The sequence below is a fragment of the Pseudomonas sp. G11 genome, from assembly GCF_029457515.1.
Classification (GTDB): domain Bacteria; phylum Pseudomonadota; class Gammaproteobacteria; order Pseudomonadales; family Pseudomonadaceae; genus Aquipseudomonas; species Aquipseudomonas gorinensis.
The window spans coordinates 2,812,902-2,834,516 of sequence record NZ_CP120377.1 but is presented as its reverse complement, the minus strand read 5'-3'; the positions used below and the strand labels follow the sequence as shown (position 1 = coordinate 2,834,516).

At 64.0% G+C, this 21,615-nt stretch carries 19 protein-coding genes; 1 reads left to right on the top strand and 18 read right to left on the bottom strand.

What is annotated here, in order from left to right:
• Positions 1-8: 8 nt before the first annotated feature.
• From P2T68_RS13180 to P2T68_RS13095, 18 genes are all read right to left on the bottom strand, one after another.
• Complete coding sequence (locus P2T68_RS13180; RefSeq protein WP_193689560.1) at positions 9-443, bottom strand: RidA family protein; 435 nt, start codon at positions 441-443, stop codon at positions 9-11.
• 11 nt (positions 444-454) lie between these two features.
• Complete coding sequence (locus tag P2T68_RS13175) at positions 455-2,038, bottom strand: FAD-dependent oxidoreductase (protein WP_277379452.1); 1,584 nt, start codon at positions 2,036-2,038, stop codon at positions 455-457.
• 12 nt (positions 2,039-2,050) lie between these two features.
• A complete protein-coding gene (locus tag P2T68_RS13170; RefSeq protein ID WP_277379451.1) occupies positions 2,051-2,974 on the bottom strand; it encodes an ABC transporter substrate-binding protein in 924 nt (307 codons plus the stop codon).
• An 18-nt stretch (positions 2,975-2,992) separates the two neighbouring features.
• Positions 2,993-3,766 (bottom strand): amino acid ABC transporter ATP-binding protein, encoded by a 774-nt coding sequence (locus P2T68_RS13165; RefSeq protein WP_277379450.1) that lies wholly within the window; start codon positions 3,764-3,766, stop codon positions 2,993-2,995.
• Complete coding sequence (locus tag P2T68_RS13160) at positions 3,759-4,724, bottom strand: amino acid ABC transporter permease (protein ID WP_024076402.1); 966 nt, start codon at positions 4,722-4,724, stop codon at positions 3,759-3,761. The genes P2T68_RS13165 and P2T68_RS13160 overlap by 8 nt, the downstream gene beginning before the upstream one ends.
• A gap of 16 nt (positions 4,725-4,740) precedes the next feature.
• Positions 4,741-7,134 carry a TonB-dependent receptor gene (locus P2T68_RS13155; RefSeq protein ID WP_041160972.1) on the bottom strand — a complete coding sequence of 798 codons (2,394 nt, stop codon included), beginning with the start codon at positions 7,132-7,134 and terminating at the stop codon, positions 4,741-4,743.
• A gap of 576 nt (positions 7,135-7,710) precedes the next feature.
• On the bottom strand, positions 7,711-9,933 hold the full coding sequence (gene gspD / locus P2T68_RS13150) for a type II secretion system secretin GspD (protein WP_277379449.1): 2,223 nt from the start codon (positions 9,931-9,933) through the stop codon (positions 7,711-7,713).
• On the bottom strand, positions 9,930-10,454 hold the full coding sequence (locus tag P2T68_RS13145) for a general secretion pathway protein GspN (protein ID WP_024076405.1): 525 nt from the start codon (positions 10,452-10,454) through the stop codon (positions 9,930-9,932). The genes gspD and P2T68_RS13145 overlap by 4 nt, the downstream gene beginning before the upstream one ends.
• Complete coding sequence (gene gspM / locus P2T68_RS13140; protein ID WP_024076406.1) at positions 10,451-11,062, bottom strand: type II secretion system protein GspM; 612 nt, start codon at positions 11,060-11,062, stop codon at positions 10,451-10,453. The genes P2T68_RS13145 and gspM overlap by 4 nt, the downstream gene beginning before the upstream one ends.
• Complete coding sequence (locus P2T68_RS13135) at positions 11,037-12,080, bottom strand: type II secretion system protein GspL (RefSeq protein WP_277379448.1); 1,044 nt, start codon at positions 12,078-12,080, stop codon at positions 11,037-11,039. The genes gspM and P2T68_RS13135 overlap by 26 nt, the downstream gene beginning before the upstream one ends.
• Positions 12,077-12,802 carry a hypothetical protein gene (locus P2T68_RS13130; protein WP_024076408.1) on the bottom strand — a complete coding sequence of 242 codons (726 nt, stop codon included), beginning with the start codon at positions 12,800-12,802 and terminating at the stop codon, positions 12,077-12,079. Before P2T68_RS13130 ends, P2T68_RS13135 begins: the two co-directional genes overlap by 4 nt.
• Positions 12,799-13,428, bottom strand: coding sequence for a prepilin-type N-terminal cleavage/methylation domain-containing protein (locus P2T68_RS13125; RefSeq protein ID WP_024076409.1), 630 nt, complete (start codon positions 13,426-13,428; stop codon positions 12,799-12,801). The genes P2T68_RS13130 and P2T68_RS13125 overlap by 4 nt, the downstream gene beginning before the upstream one ends.
• Entirely contained in the window at positions 13,425-13,793 is a 369-nt protein-coding gene (locus tag P2T68_RS13120; protein ID WP_024076410.1) for a type II secretion system protein, read from the bottom strand. Before P2T68_RS13120 ends, P2T68_RS13125 begins: the two co-directional genes overlap by 4 nt.
• Positions 13,790-14,221 carry a type II secretion system protein gene (locus P2T68_RS13115; RefSeq protein WP_277379447.1) on the bottom strand — a complete coding sequence of 144 codons (432 nt, stop codon included), beginning with the start codon at positions 14,219-14,221 and terminating at the stop codon, positions 13,790-13,792. Before P2T68_RS13115 ends, P2T68_RS13120 begins: the two co-directional genes overlap by 4 nt.
• Before the next feature lie 9 nt (positions 14,222-14,230).
• A complete protein-coding gene (gene gspG / locus P2T68_RS13110) occupies positions 14,231-14,656 on the bottom strand; it encodes a type II secretion system major pseudopilin GspG (protein ID WP_024076412.1) in 426 nt (141 codons plus the stop codon).
• A 20-nt stretch (positions 14,657-14,676) separates the two neighbouring features.
• Positions 14,677-15,879, bottom strand: coding sequence for a type II secretion system inner membrane protein GspF (gene gspF / locus P2T68_RS13105; protein ID WP_069076599.1), 1,203 nt, complete (start codon positions 15,877-15,879; stop codon positions 14,677-14,679).
• Positions 15,876-17,606, bottom strand: a complete 1,731-nt coding sequence (gene gspE, locus P2T68_RS13100) for a type II secretion system ATPase GspE (RefSeq protein WP_024076414.1) — start codon at positions 17,604-17,606, stop codon at positions 15,876-15,878. The genes gspF and gspE overlap by 4 nt, the downstream gene beginning before the upstream one ends.
• Positions 17,607-17,699: 93 nt before the next feature.
• Positions 17,700-17,924 carry a hypothetical protein gene (locus P2T68_RS13095; RefSeq protein ID WP_041160973.1) on the bottom strand — a complete coding sequence of 75 codons (225 nt, stop codon included), beginning with the start codon at positions 17,922-17,924 and terminating at the stop codon, positions 17,700-17,702.
• Between the two features lie 507 nt (positions 17,925-18,431).
• Between P2T68_RS13095 and P2T68_RS13090 the strand changes: the two genes are divergently transcribed.
• Entirely contained in the window at positions 18,432-21,182 is a 2,751-nt protein-coding gene (locus P2T68_RS13090) for a glycoside hydrolase family 3 C-terminal domain-containing protein (protein ID WP_150054225.1), read from the top strand.
• Positions 21,183-21,615 lie beyond the last annotated feature (433 nt).

Sequence of the window (21,615 nt, the reverse complement as noted above, 5' to 3'; positions counted from 1 at the left end):
CGCTCGAATCAGGCTGTTCTGGCAGCGATGGCTTCGACTTCGACCAGCGCTCCGGGCAAGGGCAGCGCGACGACTTGCAACGCGGTGCGTGCAGGTTTATTCGGCTGTTCAGGGGTACCGAAGAACTGCGTGTACCCACGCTGCAACCCGGCGAAATCCAGCTTGCCGCCGGTTTCTGCGGCGCCCACCAGGAACACGCGCAGTTGCACGATATCGCCCAGGTCCAGGTCTTGCTGGCGCAGGATCTTGCGTATCTTGTTGAACACCGACACGGTCTGTACTTCGGTACTGCCATAGGCCGCTGGCGTGCCGGCCGGGGCGTTCGGATCAGCCAGGTCCGGCAAGGTGCCGCTGACGAAAACCAGGCTGGCGGACGCGGGTACGGTGACGGTCTGCGAGATCGGGAAATCGCCGACGCTGGTGCGTTGAATGCTGTCGCTCATGGTGGGGTTCCTCAGGAGGCGGCCACTGCCGCAAGGTGGGTTTGTCGGGTAACGCGCTCAGCCAGTTGCGCCACCACATGCCGCGCCGAGTTGGCCGCCGATTCCTGCCAGATGCCCACGCCGCTTTGCACCAGGCCGTCGCCGGCGAAGTACACGCGGCCGTGGCCTGCTTCGAGCAAGGCGCTGGCAGCGGCCGGGAAGTGCTCACGCTGCAGCCACGGGCCTTCGCTGAAAGGGATCTGTTCCCAGGACACCGCCAGTGGGTGGCGCAGGTACCTGGAATACCCAGGATGCAACAACTCCACAGCCTCCTTGGAGGTGGCGTACTGCTGGTCGAACGGTTGCGCGCCAAACACATCGGCGCCCTCCCCGGTCACATAGCCCGCCACCAACAAGCCCTCACGGGTGTTGAGGTCGTTGCTGGGGTACCAGAGCAGGCGCGCCGGGTGTTCGATCCAGGACAGGCCGCCGTAGGTGCGGTAGTCGGTTTCCCAGAAGCGCGGCGATTGCCACGCCACTTTCGTCGCCTGGTCGCTGCGGGTGCTGAGCAGCGCGGCTTTGATCGGGTCGCTGAAGTCGGTGTCGAGCCTGGCCACCAGCGGCAGCGGTAGCGTCGAGACCAGGTAATCGGCGCGCACCACCTGTTCGCGGCCGCTGCGCTGGTCGTGATAGGTGACCGCGACACCGTCGTCCAACTGGCGGATCTGGCGGACCTGGGCGCCCAACTGCACGTGATCGCTGACGCGCTGGTAGAAGGCATCGGTGATGCGGTCCATGCCGCCCACCGGCTGGAACATGGTCGCCGAGAACTCCGGGAACTCGGTGTGCAGCAAGGCGCCCCACAGCTCGGGGTGCAGCAGTTGGTCCAGCGCCAACGGGCGGCGGCTGGCAGGCAAGGCGCCAGGGTGGGCGGGGGATTCCAGGTGCCCCGAACGGATCGTGCCCTCAAAGGCCAGCTCCTGGGACAGGTCGCCATACACCTGCAGGAATGCCAGCAAGCGCGTGCGTTCCTCGGCGCTCAGCACATCGTCAAGCGCATCGCGCTGCACCGCTTTGGCCAGCAACCCGGACAAGTGCCCGCGCGCATCGTTGATCGCCTGGCCAACCGTAAACGCCGGCTGGTTCACATCCGGCCGTACCTGGGCGCCATGGCTGCTGTTGACCAGCACTTCCAGCTGCACGCCCAGTTCACTGCAATAGTCGAGGATCGTGCGGTGCTGGCTGGGAATACGCGCAGGCCCGGCATTGAAGTAATGCCCCGGGTCAAACGCTGCGGTCTGTGTACGGCCATCCTTGTAATCCACACGGTCGCCATGGCGCAGGGTCCAAGTGCGCCCGCCTACGCGGTCGCGGGCTTCCAGCACCTGCACGGCGAAGCCGGCGCGGGTCAGTTCCAAGGCGGTGACCAGCCCGGCAATCCCCGCACCGAGCACCAGCACGCGGGTGCCCTGCCCCAGGCCGTCCTTGAGTTTCAGCGGCTGCGGCCGTCGATGCGACGACGGCCCCAGGCCCAATACCGCCAGTGCATCCTTCACGGCCTTTTCGCCGCCTACCGCAGCGATGCTGGATAAGGCTTCACGTCGTGTCAGTCCCATGGTCGATACTCCTTAATCCGGCAGGCCCGGTGGGTTGATCAGCGACTTGTCGACCCGCTCCACGTCCAGGCCCCAGCGTTGCAGCACCTGTTCGTATTGGCCGCCGGCAATCGCGCCTTCCAGGGCCGTGTGGATTGGCTTGACCAGGCCGTTGTCCTTGCGGGTGGTCACGGCAATGTCCGCCTGCAACGGCCAGCCACCGTTCACCGTGCCGACGCGCTTGATGCCGCCGGTGATCGCAGCCGAATAGGCGTACACCGAGTTAGGCCCGAACAACGCATCGCTGCGCCCGGATTGCACCGCCAGTTGCGCGGCGGCCTGGTCGTCGAAGTACTGCAACAGCGCGGGCTTGAGGCCAGCCTTTTCATTGGCCTCGTTCCAGGCCAGCAGGACCTTTTCCTGGTTGGTGCCGGAACCCACGATGATCTTCAGCCCGGCGATATCGGCCGCCTGTTTGATCTCGCTGATCTTGCTGATGCTCTTCACATAAAACCCGAGCACATCCTGGCGATACGTGGCGAAGTCAAAGCGCTTCTTGCGCGCCTCGGTCACAGTGACGTTGCTGATCACCGCGTCGTACTTGCCCGAGCTGACGCCCAGGGGCCAGTCTTCCCAACTGGTCTGCACCACATTGAGTTGCAGGCCGAGGCTGTCGGCCACCAGTTGCGCGGTGTCGGCTTCGCTGCCGATGGTGGTCTTGTCATCGCTGGCCAACAGCGCCAGGGGCGGCCCGGCCACACCGGACACGGCCACGGTGAACTTGCCCGGCTGGGCGAACTTGAAGCCCGGCGGGATCTGCGCGATGGCCGCTTCGTTGCGCGGCGCATGGATGCGCGGGCGGTCGGGGCTGAGGTCGACCTGTTGCACGGCAAATGCGTGTTGCGCGGTGCTGACGGCCAGTGCCAGCAGGGCCACGCGGGCGGTATCGATAAACATGGGCAGTCACTCCTTGAACTAAAGCACCTTGCCGAGAAAGGCTTTGGCGCGGGGATGTCGGGGTTGGCGGAAAATCTGTTCGGGCGGGCCCTCTTCGATCAACTCGCCGTCGCAGAGGAACACCACGTGGTCGGCCACTTCGCGGGCAAAGCCGATTTCGTGGGTGACGATCACCAGGGTCACGCCCAATCGGGTGAGGCCCTTGATCACGTCGAGTACTTCGCCCACCAGTTCCGGGTCGAGGGCTGAAGTGGGCTCATCGAACAGCAGCACCTTGGGGTCCAGCGCCAGCGCACGGGCAATCGCCACGCGCTGTTGCTGGCCGCCGGAAAGCTGGCGGGGGTAGGCATCGACCTTGTCCGCCAGGCCGACCTTGGCCAGCAGCGCCGTGGCCTTGGCCTGGGCGTCGGCCTTGCTCCAGCGCTTGTGCGCCAGCGGCGCCTCGGCGACGTTCTCCCAGGCGGTCAAGTGCGGGAACAGGTTGAAGTTCTGGAACACGAAACCCACGTCGATGCGGCGCTTGAGAATCTCGCGTTCCTTGAGTTCGTAAAGCAGGTCGCCCTTGCGTCGATAGCCGACGTATTCACCGTCGATGGTGATGTGCCCGCTGTCGATCTTTTCCAGGTGGTTGATGGTGCGCAGCAAGGTGGACTTGCCCGAGCCGGATGGCCCGAGAATCACCGTGACCTTGCCTGGATCGATGGTCAGGTCGATGTCTTTCAACACCTGTTGATTGCCAAAGCGCTTGCCCACGCCCTGGATCTGGATACGGCCGGCGCGGGCGTCACTCATGGGATTTCTCCTTGAGCCAGCGACGGATGCGCTGCAGCGGGGTCGGCGGCAGTACACGCGCAGTGCCACGGGCGAAATACCGCTCGACGTAGTACTGCGCGCTGGTGAGCACGGTGGTGATGATCAGGTACCAGACGGTGGCGACGATCAGCAGCGGGATCACCGCCTGGGTGCGGTTGTAGATGACCTGCACGGTGTAGAACAGCTCCGGCAAAGCCAGCACGTAGACGATGGAGGTGCCTTTGACCAGGCCGATGATTTCGTTGAACCCCGACGGCAGGATCGAACGCAGCGCCTGGGGCAGGATGATCCGGAAGATACGCCGCGACGCAGGCAAACCGAGGGCCGCTGCCGCTTCATGCTGGCCGGCATCTACACCGATCAGGCCACCGCGGATGATCTCCGCCGCGTACGCCGCCTGCATCAGGCTCAAGCCCAGCACGGCCACGGTGAATTGGCTGAGCACGTCGACCGTCGACCACTCGGCGAACACCACGCCGGTGAACGGTACGCCGAGCACGATGTGGTCGTACAGGTAGGCGAAGTTGTAGAGGATGATCAACACCAGCAGCGCCGGCATCGAGCGAAAAAACCAGATATAGCCCCAGGCCAGGGCCGCCAGCAGTGGCGAGCCCGAGAGCCGTGCCAACGCCAGCGCGGTGCCGAGGATGACGCTGAACAGCGTGCTCAGCAGCGTCAGCAACAGCGTCTGGCCAAGGCCGCGCAGCACCGACGGCGAGAAGAACCACTGGCCGAACACGCCCCACTCCCAGCGCGGGTTGGTGGCCAGGGAATGCACGATGGCGAGCAGCACCAGCGCGGCAAAGATCGACCCGGCCCAGCGCCAGGGATGGCGCGCGGGCACCACCTGCAGGGCTTTGATCGGTGTGGACACACGGGCCTGGCGCACCGTGCTGGGCGAGTCAATCAGGTCATAGGATTTGGCGACGATGGGCATGTGTGACTCCTCGGCCTTAGAAGGCATAGGTCAAGCGGGTGTAGTAATACCCGCCGGTAAAACCGTAGGGCGAATAGGTGCCGTAGCTGGCAAGCATGGTGCTGCTGGGCACGCCTTGTTTCTTCGGATAGAGGTCGAACAGGTTCTTGGCGCCGACGGCGATGTTCAGGTCCTTGGTGAGGTGGTAGCCAAGGTCCAGGTCAGTGATCCACTTGGCGCTGTAGACGCGGTCCAGGTCGCGGTTGGCCGATGAGTTGACTTCCTTGTAGGTGCCGTAGCGGGTCAGGGCCAGGTTGAGGTTGAAGCGATCGATGCTCCAGTCGCCGCCGAGGATCAACTTGGTGTTGGGCTGTACCCCAGTGATCAGGTTGCGCGCCTGGCGATCCATCAGCTCATAGGAGGTGCCCAGGATGTTGGTGGACTCCTTGTAGTTGAGGATCTTGGTCTGGTTCCAGTTGAACGCCGCCGTCCACTTCAGCGAGCCGTATGGGCCAAGGTCCTGGTTGTAGCTGCTGACCAGGTCCAGGCCCTTGGTGCGGGTATCGGCGCCGTTGATGAAGTACTGGCCGCCGGAGGTGGAGTTGATGCCGTTGTTCTGCAATACCTGGGTGACTTCCGGGCCGAGCAAGGTGCCGGTGAGGGTGATGCGATCGCGCAGGTTGATCACGTAGGCGTCGGCGGTGAAGCTCAGGCGATCGGTGGGGGTCAGGGTAAAGCCGAGGCTGAAGTTGGTGGAGCGCTCGGGCTTCAAGTCCTCTGCGCCCAGGGCCTTGGCGGCGGCCGAACCGACTGGCAGGACACCGTAGTTGATCGACTGGTACACGCCGTCGACCACGCCATAGGTGGTCGAGCGCGCACTGAACAAGCTGTTGGCCAGGGACGGTGCGCGAAAGCCATTGCTGACCGTGGCGCGCACGGCAAATTGTGGGGTGAAGTCATAACGCGTGGTCAACTTGCCGCTGCGGGTGGCGCCCACGCCTTCGTTGTAATGCTCGTAGCGAAAGGCGGTGCCGATATACCAGTCGGGCAGCGGGTTGAAGCCCACGTCAACGTAACTGGCCAGGCTGTTGCGCGAGGCGCTGCTTTCTTCGTCCGGTGAAATGCCGTTGGTGACCTGGGCCCCGGACGAGGCGCAGTTGCCCGGCGCCACGCAGTAGCCGCCATTGGCGTAGGACGCGTAGTCTCCGGCCTGCACCTCATAGGTGTCACGCCGATGCTCAAAGCCATAGGACAGGTCCAGCGGCTTTTGCAGGCCGATATCGAAGCCGCGCTTGAAGTCGAGGTTGGTGGTCAGCTCGGTGGAAATCCACGTGCCGGAGGTGAAGCTGTTCGGCGTGGCCTCGCCTAAGGAGGGGTTCTGGTTATGGGTGGTGCCCTGCTCCGCCTCGTTGCGCCCATAGGTGGTGGACAAATCCCAGTCCCACGCGCCCACGCTACCTTTGCCACCGAATGCGGCCTGGAAGTCGTCCTCGTCGATGTACCAGGTCGGCGTGTAGCCGGACGGGTAGCCATTGGGTCCGGTGGTGATGGTGTTGGTGATGGTCGGCAGGCGGAAGTTCTGGCCCTGCTCGGCCTTGCGCCGCGAATAGGTCGTGAAGGAGTACAGGCTCAAGCGGTCATCGATCGGCAGCTCGGCGTTGTAGCCCAGGGTCAGCAGGTTGGTCTTGGGCGTGCCGTAGCCGCCGTAGGTCGACTTGCCGGCCAGGCCATAGGCTTGCTCATAGGTGTAGCCGTTGGCGCTGGCCTTGTTGTCATCATTCTGGCTGCGCGCGTCCAGGGCCAGTTGCACGATGCCGCCGTTGCCGATTTCAAACCCCTTGTTGAGGCTTTGCTGCACGGTCTGTTTCTTGCCGTCGTAACCCAGGCCGGCGTTGGTCACCGAGGTGCCGCTGGTATCAGCCTTGAGGATCACGTTGATCACCCCGGCGATTGCATCGGAGCCGTACTGGGCGGCGGCGCCATCGCGCAGCACTTCCACATGGTCGATGGCGCTGATGGGGATCAGGTCCAGGTCTGCCGGCGCGGCGCCGGTGTTGATCCCGTTGATGTTCAGGGTCGCGCTGGTGTGGCGGCGCTTGCCGTTGACCAGCACCAGCACCTCGGCGGCGCTCAGGCCACGCAGGTTCGGGGCACGGGCCATGCCGCTGGCGTCCCAGCCGGTTTTTTCCGGCAGGGTCAGCGACGGGATCACCGCGCTCAGCGCTTCCATCAAGCCGGGCTTGCCGGTGTTCTGCAATTGCTTGGCGCTGACCACATCGATCGGCACCGGGCTGCTGGTGACCGTGCGCTGCTCGGCGCCACGGTTACCGGTGACCACCACGGTGGACAGGGTGCTGTCGTCCTGGGCCTGTGCCGCTGCGGCCAGCACGGCCAGCGCCAGTAAGACGGTCGGTTGTAAGACTTGCTTCATAGCCACTCCAGACATTCCAAATCGCGAAGTCGGGCAGTCACGCGGGCGGGCGCGGTGCTCGTTTTTTCAGGGGTATTGCGGCGATTGGTGACTAGGTGTGGGGCAGTCGAGGGGGTTGAATCGGCAACATACGTTGAGCTCCCTTCCAACGATTCTGCCGCGGGGCTATCACCCGGTTATGGCGCGCAGAATCTGAATCACGCTGGGTACCATCCGAGGTCAGGGGTAGGCTGTTGCGATCAAACATAACGGAATGGGTTTTGAAAATATAATGCTGTTTTGGTATAAGCTAATATTCTCTAATTTTATTATTTTTTAGTTTTTTTATTCATATAAATAATGTCTTTTTGAGGTTGGTCTTTATCTCAGGCCCAGATCTATCTGATATCGGGATATCAAACTGTGGGAGGGGGCTCGCGTACATCGCCTCCTGTAGGAGCGAGCTTGCTCGCGAAAAACGTCAACGATAACGCGTGCCTCCTGAATGAACGTGGCGCCTGTGAGTTTTTCGCGAGCAAGCTCGCTCCTACAAAAAGCCTTAACTGACTGGCATTACGGCAAGCCCCCTCCCACATTTCAGTTAGCCGGCTTCAACAACTGCATCTGCTGGCGATAATCATCCGTCACCTGCCGCGCCTGGCTGCTGCTGGTAATCACCCTGGGCGTAATCAGCACAATCAACTCCGTGCGGTCCTTGGACTTGCTGGTATTGCCAAACAACCAGCGCAACCCCGGAATCTTCCCAAGGTAAGGCACCGCACTGACGCTCTCTGCGTTGTCCTGCTTGATCAAACCGCCCAGCAACACCGTTTGCCCACTCTGCACCGCGACCTGGGTCGATACCGAGCGCGTGGAGATACGCGGGTTGGCCTGGGTGTCGTTGCTGGACGCCTGCTGGTCCTGGGCATCGCTGACCTGCTGCTGAATATCCATGTACACCAAACCACCCGGATTAATCCGTGGCACGACGTCGAGGATCACCCCAGTCTGCACATATTCAACACTGCTCAACGTGGTGTCGGAGGTGCCGGTGTTGACCGTGGTCTGGCTGATCGGGATGTTGTCGCCCACCTGGATCTGCGCCGGCTGGTTGTTCATCACCACCAGCGACGGCGCTGACAGCACCTGGGTGCGGCCGTTGGTTTCGAGGGCGTGCAGGGCCACTTGCAGGTTGGAGCTGACGAAGGAATAGAACAACGAATCCGTCGCCCCCAACCCTGCCCCGCCGCCGCCCAAGGCGCCTTGGCTGCCGGCGGCGTTGCCCACGGTGGTGCTGGTGGAATTGCCCGCCAGGCGACCGAGGTACCACTGCACACCAAGGTCCAGCTCACCCGTGAGCTTGACCTCGAGGATGCGCGTTTCGATCTGCACTTGCAGCGGAGGGTTGTCGAGGCGCTTGATCGCCGATTCGATCTCTTTCCACTGCACCGGGCGCGTGCGCACCAGCAGTTGGTTACTGCTTTTTTGCGCGGTGATGCGGGTGCCGGCGTCGAGGCTTTTGGCCGGGGCGTCTTCGCTCGCGCCCTGCTCGGCGCTGTCCTGCTCGGCTTCGGGTGCCTGCTCGTCATCCTCCGCAGGCGGCTGGTTGCTATTGAGGTTGTTGCTCAGGCCACCCGGCGTGCTGCCGGAGGTGCTGTTGGTGCCCGCCGAGGACAAGGTCGCGGTGCGCAAACCGGGGGCGACCTTGGCCGGCGTGTCGTCCTTGATCGCGCCCGTGCCGTAGATCTGCCGCAGGTACTTGGCCAGGTCGGTGGCCTTCATGTTGCGCACGTCGTAGACATACATCTGCGGCTCGTTGCCGCCGCCCTCGTCGATGGTGTGAATCCAGTCGCCGACTTCGCTGAGGTACTGCGGCTGCGATGAGATCGCCACCACCGAGTTGGTCCGCTCGATGGGCAAAAAGCGCACCATGCCCGCCAGGGGCATGCCGCTGTCGGGGCCGAACATTTTTTGCAGCTCGGGCATCAGCTCGGCCACCGACGCGCGTTGCAGGCCGAACACGCCCACCGACATGCCCTTGAGCCAATCCACGTCGAAGGTGTCGATGGTGTCCTGGTAGTTGGCCAGTTCCTCGGGAGTGCCGGCCAGGCTCAGCACATTGCGCGCCGGGTCCACCAGCAGGAAGGCGTTCTCGCGAGCGAACGGCTTGAGCAGTTTCTGCATCTCGGTAGCCGAGATATAGCGCAGCGGAAACAGGCGTGCCGACAGGCCGCTGGAGGGTTGCGACACGCGCATCTCCGGCACCAGCTTGCCCGCCACCGCCTGGTTGGCCGGCAGGATCACATAGCGGTTGCCCTGCTTGATCATGGCGTTGTCGGTCCACGACAGCAGGGTCTCCAGAATCGACAAGGCCTGCTGCTTGTTCACCGGCTTGGAGGTGGAAAAGCTGACATTGCCCTTCACACCCTGGGCGATGCTGTAGTTCTCGTGCAGCAGGTCGCCCATCACGCTGTTGATCACGGCTTCGATCGGCTGGTCAGCGAAGTTGAAGACGATGTCGCCGCTGCCCTCCTCCTTGGTGGCCGAGACCGCGGCCGGTTGGCGCACGAACTGCTGGTTGCCACGTATCAACTGGCGCTGGGGCGGGGTTTTCGCCTGGGGTTGGCCGCTGTCGACCGCGGCCTGTTCGCTGGCCGGGTCCACGGGCGGGCGCTGCGAACCGGTGCCCTGCATCGCCTCATGCAACAGGGCCTCGTCCGGGTCGAGATGCTCAGGGAATGTGCCGCAGCCACCGAGGGAAACGGCGGTGGCCAGGCAGAACACGGTGGTGCGCAAGGCGCCAGGGAAGGTATCGATCAAGGGGTGGACTCGTGAGGAAGGGTAATCGGGGCGGTGGTGGACGGCGGCGGCAAACGCAGGGCACGCAGGCTCAGGGTTTGCGTGCGACCGTCGAGTACAAAGCGCGCATCGCGGGGCGTGAGGTGTTCCAGGCGCCAGCCATTGGGCAGGGTCTGGCCCTGGTGGACCTTGAGGGGTGGGCCATCGGCACGTTTGAGCAGCGCCACGCGCAGGTCGCCGTCGAGGACGATACCGGTCAGCACCAGGCTCGACAGGCTGGAGACGGCCGCCTGGCCCACCGCACGGTCAGGGCTGCGGTCGGGGCTGAACAGCGGTGCTTGCCAGGTGCCGGCCAGGCTTTCGAGGGTCGCGCTGGGTGCCACCAGTACCTTGGCGGCGGTATTGGCGCGCGCGTCGGGGGCCGGCGCCGGCAACCACTGCGGCGCATCGCCGATGCTGCTGAGGATGCCGACCATCAGCAGGCCCAGCAGCCCGGCCACGCCGAGCAACAGCCATTCCAGGGGACGCAATGCATTGATCATCGCTGCACCTGCCGGGCGGCGGCCGGTTGCAGGTAACCGCGCACCAACAGGTGCACCACCAATTGTCCGGCGCCGCCGCTGGCCGGCGCGTTCGGCGGGCGGCGGATGCTCATCTCGTCGACAAACAGAAATGGCCGCTGGTACTCCAGTTCATGCAGGATCGCGGTCAACGGCTCGATGGCGCAGTTGAGGGTCAGGCTGACCTTGACCTGGCGATAGGGCTCGGCGTCGTCCTGCTCCGGGGTGATGGGCATGCGCTGGGTCAGGCTGCAACCGCCACCGAGGCCGGCGCGGCTGTTGATCAGGTCGGCGATGCGCTGCATCAGGTCCGCCGCCACCGCACTGGGGTCGTCGCCGGGCAACAGGCTGGTGCTGCTGGCCGGGTCCTGCCGCGCTTGCTCCAGCTGTTGGCGCAGGCTGTCGCCCTGGCGCAACACACCGGCGTAGCGTTGCTGCTGTTCACGCAATTGCTCGGCCTGCTCGCCCATGCTGCGCAGGGGGCCGGCGAACCAGCTGTCGATCAACAGCCAGTAGCCGGCGCCGAGCACCAGGGCCAGGGCGATCAGGGCCGCGCCACGGCGTTCACGGGGTGTCAGTGGTCGGCGCATCGGCGGCCTCCTGGTGCAGGTGGGCGCGCAAGGAAAACTGATCCTTGCCGGTTTGCGCATCGGGTTGGATCACCCCTTCGAACTGGGCGTTTTCCAGGCTGTGGCAGGCCTTGATCCGGGTGATCAGCGCACTGGCCTTGGCGCTTTGCCCGGAGAAGGACACATCGGCGCCGTCGTTGACTTCCAACTGGTCGAGCCAGGTGTCCGACGGCAGGCACGCGGTCAGTTCGTTGAGCAGCGCCGCCAGCGGCGGTTGAGCGGCCTTGCGGCGAATCAGGTACTGGGCGGCGCCACGGGTATTGAGCAGTTGCTGGCGCAGGGCCTGGATCTCGGCGACCTGGGCTCTCTGCTCGCGCACACTGTGCTGCATGGCATCGAGCACGCGCTGGCGGTCGTTGAGCCACAACAGCATCGCCGCAATCACCAAGGCGCCGCACAACCACGGCAGGCTGCGTTGCAGGCCCTTGCCCTGGGGGCGCTGGCGCGGGCGCAATGGCGCCGGCAGCAAGTCGATGCCCATGGGGTTGCCTGCGCTATCGGCGACATCCACGGCATGGGGTTGCAAGCCGAGGGCGGTGCAGTCGATGAGGATCTGGTCGAGGCGCTCACGCAGGATCGCTACCAGCGTGACATGCAGGTGGCTGGGGGTGCGGCGTTCCTGGCGCGCGACAAAGTACAACTGGGCGGCGTCGAACGGCGTGAAGCGGTCCAGTTCATAGCCGACCACCGTCGACAGGTTGCGCGCCGCCGCCGGAGGCAATTGCAGGGTTTGCACCAGCACTGTTTCCGGCGGCAGCACCAGCACCTGACGCGCTTCGCCAGGGCGCTTTTCGACCGCCGCGGTCAACGGCCAGGCGTAGACACGCTCGGGGATATCGGCGAACGACAACCACGCCGGCAGGCAGCCACGCAGCTCCTTGAGCCACAGGCGCCAGCCCAGTTGCAGCAGGCTGCCGCGCCAGCGCTGGGTGATGGGCTGTGCCAGCGCCTGAAGCCGCGCGGTTAGCTGTTCGTTCATTCTTGCCAACGTAGGACTCGATAAGGTTGTGCGCTGCCTTGCGCGGGGCTCAATAACACGGTGGCTTGCACCTGGGCGTGGTAACCGCCGGGGCGTTGTGCGCGACTGCTGACCACCAGCACGTCGCCGGGATCGGCACCCACCGCACTCGGGTGCGGCAGGTTCAGCGCGCGGCGCATCACGGCACTGGCGAATGCCGGATCAGGCCGGTCCAGGCCACTCCACAGGCTGATCTCGGGCACCAGTTCGCTGTACAGCGCCTGGGTCATGCCCGGCAGCTGGCGCACTTCTTCCACCACCCGAAACGGCGCCAGGCCCTGGTTGCGGCGTACTTCCAAGGCCCTGGCAAGCTGCTTGGCCTGGGCCTGGGTCGCACCGCAGGCCAGGGCCAGGCGGGCGAAATCGCCCACTTCGGCGCTGTTCAAATACAACTTGCCGCGCTCGCTGTGCAGGCTGACGCGCAGCTGCGCATCGTCGAACACCAGCGCGATTTCACGCCCGTCGGCAATCCACTGCTTGCGCTGCAACGGGTCCGCGACGGCCTGCATCGCCAGCGCCACCCCGGCCTCGGCGGCCAGCACCGCCTGGGTGTGTTGACGGTGCCAGGCGGCCTGGCGCGTTTCCAATTGCACCCAGCCGGCCAGGCCGCCCAACAACAGGCTGAGCAAGGCCAGCACCCACAGCACCAGCAGCAGGGCCACACCGCGTTGATGCTTGATCATTCGGGCGCCCCGCCGGACAGGTTCAGGCGCAAGGCAACCACCTGGGTCACCCATGGCACCGGCCCATTCACCCGCGCGTCAATCCGCACCGCGTATGGCAGGCGCTTGGTCCACGGCCACGTACTGATCCAGCCGGTGGCCTGGCCCTTGGGCGACACGCCGCGATAGCTGAATTGCAGATCCTCGACATCCTTCAACAACACTTGCGGCTCACTGCGCGAGGCCGGGACGCTGACTTGCGCCGCGGACTCAAACCGTGCGAACGCCACCTGCAAGTCGCGCTGCGATTCAGGCCCCACCCACTGCAAGGTGAAGCGCTGAATCCCGCCACCGAGCACACCCGGCAAGGTCGCGACAAATTGCATGCGCTGGGGGCCACCGGCAAAAAAGCCATCGGTCTGGCTGTCGTCCTCGGTCACATCCAACGGCAACGCCTCGCTGATGGCGGTGCGTAAAAACTGTTGCGCGGCGCGCATTTCATCCAGGCTGACCGTGTAGCGCTGGGCCTTGAGCACGGCGCGATTGGCGCCCAGCAAGGCGCCGCCGACCAGGGTCAGCAACACCCCGAGCAGGCTGAGAACGATCATGATCTCAAGCAAGGTGAAGCCCTGCTGACGCGCCTTCACAAGCCAGCCCCGAGGCCGACAGCGCGCAGTTTCAAGGTGCTGAAACTGGCACGGCGCGGGCCTTCGCTGACGGTGAGATCCAGGCGAAACAGATGCGCCTGGCCAACGCGGCTGGGCTGTTGGGCGATGCGCAGTTGCCAGGCGATACCGTCCAACTCGCCCTGGCGTATGCCGCTGGCCAAAGGCCCGGTGCCTTCCTGATCCATCACACTCAAGGCCGCATGCGTCAGGCGGTCGCTGTGGGACACCTGCAACAACGAGCGCGCGCTCTGGCCGAAGGCGACCAGCAGCACCGTGCTACAGATCGCCATCAGCGTCAGCGCGGCAAGCATTTCCAGCAAGGTAAAACCCGCCTGGCGCTTCATGGCAGCGCCTTGGACTGCACGCTGCCGGTCAGCCAGCCGATGTCGATGCGCCAACGCCGACTGCCGTTGGCCAGCAACACATGGCCCCCCGTGGAACTGCCATCGGGATAGAAATCCACTGCCACGCCGGCTTGCTCGGCGGTGTGCAGGGTCACTTGCAGCCCGGCCGGCCAATACTTTTTCGGACGGCCCGGCGCCTGCACGCTGAGGTTGCGCAAATCGAACACGGTGCTTTCGGTGGTGCCGCTGACAATCGCCCGCGCCCGCGTGCTGCGCAATGCCTCGACCACCTGCCCGACGGCCTGGCGTTCTTTGGCGGCGCGCAGGCCTTGTTGCAGGCCAAACCCGACCAAACCGGCCGCGATGCTGATCAAGACGATCACCACCAGCATTTCCAGCAGGGTAAAGCCGCGTTGGGCGTTGGCCATGGTCGTGGGTTATTCCCAGTTGCCCAGGTCGGCGCTGTAGCCTTCGCCGCCGGGCTGGCCGTCCTGGCCGTAGAAAATCAGGTCGAACGCACCGTGCTCACCCGGGAAGCGGTAGCCGAAGGCATGGCCGAACGGGTCCTTGAGGTCTGACGGCTTGGCGTACGGCCCGGCCCAACCGGCGCTGTTGCCCGGCTTGTCGACCAGTTGCTGCAGGGTCTTGGGCGGCGAGCCAACGTCCAGGCCGTAGCTTTCGATCTTCATGCTCAAGCTGGCCAGTTGGGCCTTGCCCGCGCCGTACTTGCCCTTGTCCACGTTGCCGCCGACCTGGCGGACCACGATGGTCGCGACGATGCCCAGCAGCACGATCACCGCGAGCATTTCCAGCAAGGTAAAACCGCCCTGGCGGCGGGCGGGCTTGAATCGGGTATGGCGCATCAGCGTGTTTCCTTAAGGGTTCATATATTGCTGGTCAGGCTCATCAGCGGCAGCATGATCGCCAGCATGATCACCGCCACCAGCACCGCCATGACCACGGTCAGGGACGGCACCAGCGCGGCGAGCAGGCGGTCGATGCCGCGTTTGGCTTCGACGTCGAACACCTCGGCGACCTTGAGCAGCATGCTGTCGAGTTCGCCGGCCTGTTCGCCGACTTCAATCATTTGCAACGCCAGATCGGGCAACAGCGGCTCGCTGCCGAAAGCGCTGGCCAGGGTGCCGCCGCCTTTGACCGACTCGGCGGCCTGGGCGACCTGGGCTTGCAGGGCGCGGTTGGTGCAGACCTGGCGGGCAATCACCAGCGCTTGCAGCAGCGCCACACCGTTGCTGAGCAGCGTGCCGAGGGTGCGGGCCAAGCGGGCGGCTTCGACCCGTTGCAGCAGCGGGCCGATGATGCGGATGCCCAGCACGCGGCGGTCATAGCGTTCGCGGCGCTGGGGGTCGCGTAGACGTGCGGCCAGGGCCCATGCGCCGACAATCAACCCGGCCAGCACCACCAGGCCGTAGGCCCCGAGGAATTGGCCAAGGCCCAGGATCACCTCGGTGATCAGCGGAATCGGCACGCCCAGGTCCTTGAAGATCGGCACGAACTGCGGCACCACGTAGGCCAGCAGCAAGGCCAGCGAACCGAGCACGCCGACCACCAGAAAGGCCGGGTAGATCAACGCGTTGATCACTTCGCCCCGGAGTAACTGGCTGCGTTCCAGGTAATCGCTGAGCTGGCGCAGGGTGTCTTCGAGGGCGCCGCCCGCCTCACCGGCGCGGACCATACTCAAGTACAGCGGCGAGAATTGGCTGCCCTCCGCCTCCAGCGCCTTGGATAACGGCTGGCCGGCCTTGACCTGTTCGCGGATGCGCTCGATCAACGCGCGGGTCTGCGGCTGGCCGGGCTGCTTGAGCAGGATGCCCAGGGAACGCTCCAGCGGCTGACCGGCGCCCAATAGGGTGGCCAACTGTTGCGTGAAACTGACCAGCGCCGCGCCGTTCAACTGGCCCCGGCCGAAGGCCTTGCGCAGCCCCTGGGCGCCCGCCACCTCGATCTGCAACAGCAACAAGCCACGCTTGTGCAGCGCGGCGACGGCGGCGTCCTGGTCCTTGGCTTCGAGGGTGCCGTTTTGCGCCTGGCCCTGGCCGTCGAGGGCACGGTATTTGAACAGGCTCATGCGCCCTCTCCACGGGTGACGCGCAGCACTTCTTCAAGGGAGGTGACACCCGCCACGGCCTGGCGCAGGCCTTCTTCATGCAAGGTACGCAGGCCGCCACGGCGGGCGGCCTGTTCGAGGGTGGCGGCGTCGGCCTGGCGCATCAGCAGGCTGCGCAGTTCGTCGTTCATCACCAGCAGTTCGGTGATCGCACTGCGGCCGTGGTAGCCACCGCCCGGCGCATCGGCGCGGGGGCGATAGAGCAGGATCGGGCGCTGCTCGGTAAACCGATCCAGGCCGTGCTCGGCGATCAATTCCGCAGGGGCTTCGAAGGCTTCGCGAGTGGCTGGGTCCAGGCGTCGCACCAGGCGCTGGGCGAGGATGCCGTTGACGGTCGAGGCAATCAGGTAGCTTTCGACGCCCATGTCGAGCAAGCGCGTGATACTCGCGGCCGCGCTGTTGGTGTGCAGGGTCGAGAGCACCAGGTGGCCGGTGAGGGACGACTGGATGGCGATGCGGCAGGTTTCCAGGTCGCGGATTTCACCGATCATGATCACGTCCGGGTCCTGGCGCACGATGGAGCGCAGCGCGCCGGCGAAGTCCAGGCCGATGGCCGGCTTGACCTGGATCTGGTTGATGCCTTCAAGCTGGTATTCCACCGGGTCTTCGACGGTGATGATCTTGCGCTCGGCGGTATTGAGTCGCGACAACGCGGTGTACAGGGTGGTGGTCTTGCCCGAGCCGGTGGGCCCGGTGACCAGCAGGATGCCGTGGGGCCGCTCGAGCACTTCGAGGAAGGTTTCCAGGCGCTGGCCATCAAAGCCCAGGCTTTGGAAATCGAATTGCACGGTCTGGCGGTCGAGCAAACGCATGACCACCGATTCGCCAAAACTGGTGGGCACCGTGGACACCCGCAAGTCCAGCTCCTTGCCCTGGATGCGCAGCATGATGCGCCCGTCCTGGGGCAGGCGCCGCTCGGCGATGTCCAGGCGCGCCATGATCTTCACCCGCGAAATCACCGCCGCCGAAGAACTGGACGGCGGGGCTTCGGCTTCGTGCAGCACGCCGTCGATGCGGTAGCGCACCTTGAGCTGGTTTTCGAAGGGTTCGATATGAATATCCGAGGCACGATGTTCCACCGCGCGCTGCAGGATCAGGTTGACCAGGCGAATCACCGGCGCTTCGGAGGCCATGTCCTTGAGGTGTTCGATGTCTTCCAGGGCACTGCCCTGCTCGTCGAGGTTTTCGATCAGGGTGCCCATGGCCGAACGGCCCTGGCCGTAGTAGCGCTCGATCAGGGTTTCGACTTCGTTGCGCGGGCCCACGGCCAGCCACACGGGTACGCCGCAGGCATAGGCGATGGCCTGGAACGGGTAGACCAGCGACGGGTTGGCCGCCAGTACCCGCAGGCCGCCCTGGCTCCAGCCCACGGGCACCACCTGGTAGTGGTGCATGAAGCGTTCGGTCAATACCGGCAACGGATCAAGCAGCGGCGGCGCCGCATCGGCCAGCAGCAGCGGTGCGCCGAGCAGGTCCGCCCAGGCACGGGCCAGTTCCACTTCCGAGACCAGCCCTAAACGTGTGAGCAGGCCGAGCAACTCGGCATCGCCGCCCTCCTGGGACAGGCGCCGGGCGCGCTCCAGGTCAACGGTTTTCAACCCAGCGTGTTGCATCAGCCACGCGCAGACCTGTTCGGTGTGCGGGATGTGCAGTTGGCAGGCATCGATGGGCGTTGAGGAACTGGGCATGGGTAAAAATCTGAGGGGCGATGTTCTAAAGGGCTATGGGAAACCCTTGTGGGAGGGGGCAAGTCCCCTCCCACAGGGGACCGCGTTTCCCCGTTAGTTCGAGGTCTTCGGCGCGGCCTGGCTGCTGTTCAGCGGCCGCCCGCCTTTGGTGGTTTCGGTCTTCTGCTTCTTGGCCGCCTTGGCATCGTGGCTCTGGGTCAGCACGGTGGAATCGGCGGCGCCTGACTTGGCATCCGCGTCGGTGGCATCAGCCGCCATCACCGCACCACTTAGCGCAACGCCCAATACAACACCGGCACCCAACAGGGAAATCTTCATCAACTTTCTCCAGATCAAAAACAGCAAACAGCCCAAGTGGCGCCTTGAACTCGATCAAGACCCTACACCAAAGCGTTGTGTATGACAGCTTGTGTAAACATGGCACTTTAGAACCATCGAGCAATGCCACTAGTTAGCCATGCCAGGATGTTTTTTGTTAAACCAATCGACTGGTAGGTTTAGTCTTAGTTCCAGAACGTAAGAAATTATTTCTTATTTCACGCAAAAATTAGCTTTCGTTTGACTTACAAGCGCAAGAATTGCCTTAATTATGCCGTTTTCGCGGTTCAAAATGCCATGCCGTGATATCGCCTAGACACTACCCACAACAATAACCAATACAATTATTACACTTATAAAACTGCGAATTTCGCCAAATAGTTGCAATTAGCCATCGGTTAAAAATTGCGATCACGGGCAACTTTTGCCCAGAAAAAAGTGACGAGGTGCAGTGCAATACGCACTTCTCGGCGCGCCATGTTTACTGAACTGTTGTCGGAGAGTCCCATGAATAAACGCAAAATGATCGGTGCACAGTCGGCATTCGCCCTGCTGGCACTGGCCGTGTCCCAGGTGCATGCGGCCACCAGCCCCGCCCTGGATGAAGGCCGGGTAAGCCGCGCGGAAAAAGCCGCGGACAAGACCCTGGCGAAGATGACGATGGAAGAAAAACTCGCCTACATCGGCGGCACCGGAGGCTGGGACGTCAAGCCACTGACCCAGTACGGCATCCCGCAGATTCACGGCGCCGATGGCGGCGTGGGCGTGCGCTACACCAGCGAAGGCAACGCGCAGGGCGTGGTCTACCCGTCGGGGCCGAACCTGGCCGCCAGCTGGAACCCACGTCGCGCCATCGACCTGGGCCGTGCCCTGGGCTATGACACCGCCAGTGGCGGCTATCAGTTCGTCACCGGCCCAGGCGTGAACCTCTACCGCATGCCGTACAGCGGCCGGGCGTTCGAGTACTTGTCCGGTGAAGATCCGTTCCTGGGCGCCAGCCTGGGGCCGGCGGTGATCAACGGCATTCAGTCGCGTGGTGTGTGGGCCAACGCCAAGCATTTCGCCGCCAACGACCAGGAAAGCAACCGCTTCCACCTCAATGAAATCATCAGCGAGCGCGTGCTGCGCGAGATGACCCTGCCGCCGTTCGAGTCCGCCTCGAAGAACAGCAAGGTCGCGATGATGATGTGCGCCTTCCAGCAGGTGAACGGCGAGTTCGCCTGCCAGAACAAGCACCTGATGCGTGACATCCTCAAGACCGAATGGGGCTACCCAGGCTTCGTGCAGAGCGACTACAACGCAGTGGTCAACGGCTTGCCGGCGGCACAGGCGGGTACCGACCTGGACATGATGGGCTACCAGATGAACAGCACCATCCTCAAGCCGTACCTGGACAGCGGCGAGCTAAGCAGCGCGACCATCGATGACAAGGTGCGCCGCATCCTCAAGCAGATCTACCTGTACAAGTTCGACAGCAAGGCGCCGCTGACCAGCCACAACATGAACAGCGCCACCAGCAACCGCGTGGCCCTGAACGCTGCCCGCGAAGGCATCGTGCTGCTGAAAAACCAGCACAGCCTGCTGCCGCTGGACGCCAAAAAGGTCAAGCGCATCGCCGTGGTCGGCACCCTGGCCAAGTACGCGCCACCTACCGGTTTTGGCAGCGCCAACGTCATGGCCGCCAACTACATCAGTGAGCTGAGCGGCTTGCAGCAACTGGCGCCGGGCGCCAAGGTCGAGTTCATCGACGGGCTGTCCCTGGACCCCGCCACCTCGACCTGGACCCACGCCGACAGCCATGGCAACCGCGTCAAAGGCTTGAAGACCGAGTTCTTCAGCAACACCAACTGGTCCGGCGACCCGGCCGCCAGCCGCACCGACACCCATGTCGACCTGGACTGGTCCACCGACAGCCTCCCAGTGAACGGCGATACCGCCGCCACCTCGATTCGCTACAGCGGCCAGATCACCCCGACGGTCAGCGGCGAGCAGGTGTTCAAGGTGCGTGCCGACGGCGCCGTGCGCCTCTACGTCAACGGCCAGAAAGTCCTCGACAACGGCGACGGCAAACCGCTGCCGAACAACAGTATTCCGCCGACCATTCCGGTGTTTGCCAAGGTCAACCTGGAAGCCGGCAAACCGGTCGACATCAAGCTGGAATACTCACGCCGCAACGGCTACCTGTCGACCATGGGCGGCCTGGTGGGCGTGCAGATGAGCTGGGCCTCGCTGGTGGCACCGCAGGACCTGGCCCAGTACGACGCGGTATTGGTCGCGGCCGGTAACAGCAATGAATACGAAGGCGAAGGCTTCGATCACAGTTTCGACCTGCCCGAGTACCAGAACCTGCTGATCCAGAGCATCGCCAAGGTCAACCCGAATACCGTGGTCACCCTGCACGGCGGTACCGGCTTGAAGATGAGCGACTGGATCGACCAGGTACCGGCCGCGCTGCATGCGTTCTACCCTGGGCAGAACGGCGGCCAGGCGTTGGCGGAGATCCTGCTGGGCAAGGTCAACCCGTCGGCCAAGCTGCCGATCAGCATCGAGCGCAACATCGAAGACAACCCGATCTACGCGACCTTCCCCAAGTTCGACAACCAGGAAACCCTGGCCGAGATGAGCTACAAGGACGACCTGTTCCTGGGCTATCGCGGCTACGAGAAAAAGGGCATCAAGCCGCTCTACCCGTTCGGCTACGGCTTGTCGTACACCACCTTCGGCTACAGCAACATCAGCGTGACCCCTGGGGTGGCGGTGGCCGGTGCGCCGATCAAGGTGTCGTTCGACCTGGCCAACACCGGCAAGGTCGCGGGCGCCGAAGTGGCCGAGTTGTACGTGGGCCAGAACAACCCGAAAGTCGAACGCGCGATCAAGGAACTCAAGGGCTACAAGAAAGTGTTCTTGAAGCCGGGCGAGAGCAAGCGCGTGACTATCGAGCTCAACGATCGCTCGCTGGCCTACTACGACGTCGCGAGCAAGCAATGGGTCGTGGATGCCGACAGCTTCAACCTGTCGGTGGGCGCGTCGTCCCAGGACATTCGCCTGAACGCCAAGCTGGTCAACCCGTTCCGCCAGGAACTGTCGACCACCACCAGCAACCCACTGCCGCGCTCGGCGCTCAACTCGACGCTACGTGAATCGGCGGTGAAGACCGGCGGTGTGCTGCATCAAAATGAAGGGGATAGCGGCACCAGCGACGGTGATGGCTATGACATGAGCGATGACAGCAGCCAGGGCAGTGCCACCGGTAACTGACCTCTGTGGGAGGGGCGGTGCGACGATTCGACTTGCCCCCGATGAGCATGGGTATCTACACAACGTTGTATTAGCCAACGGTAACCACGATGCGAAGCGAGCCGCCCTTGATCTTGCTTTAGATCTTGATCTTGATCTCAGGCGCCCCGTTAAACCACGCTGGCCGCAATTCGATAGTGATTTGGGGGGTAAACCGGCAGGGATGCCGGTTTAGCCGCCCCGCGCCATGGATGGCGCGTGGCGGCGGCCCCCCAAATCACTGTCGGATTGCGGGCACACCGAGCCTGGGCGAGGTGCCGAGTGGTGGGGCAAGAGCCCTTTGCTTACTTTGGGGCTTTTCCAAAGTGAGCCGCCGTAAGGGCGGAACCCTAAGTGGCCGTTACCGCAGCAACGGATATGTACCCGGTCCAATCCAAAAAAATAGTCGGCCCAG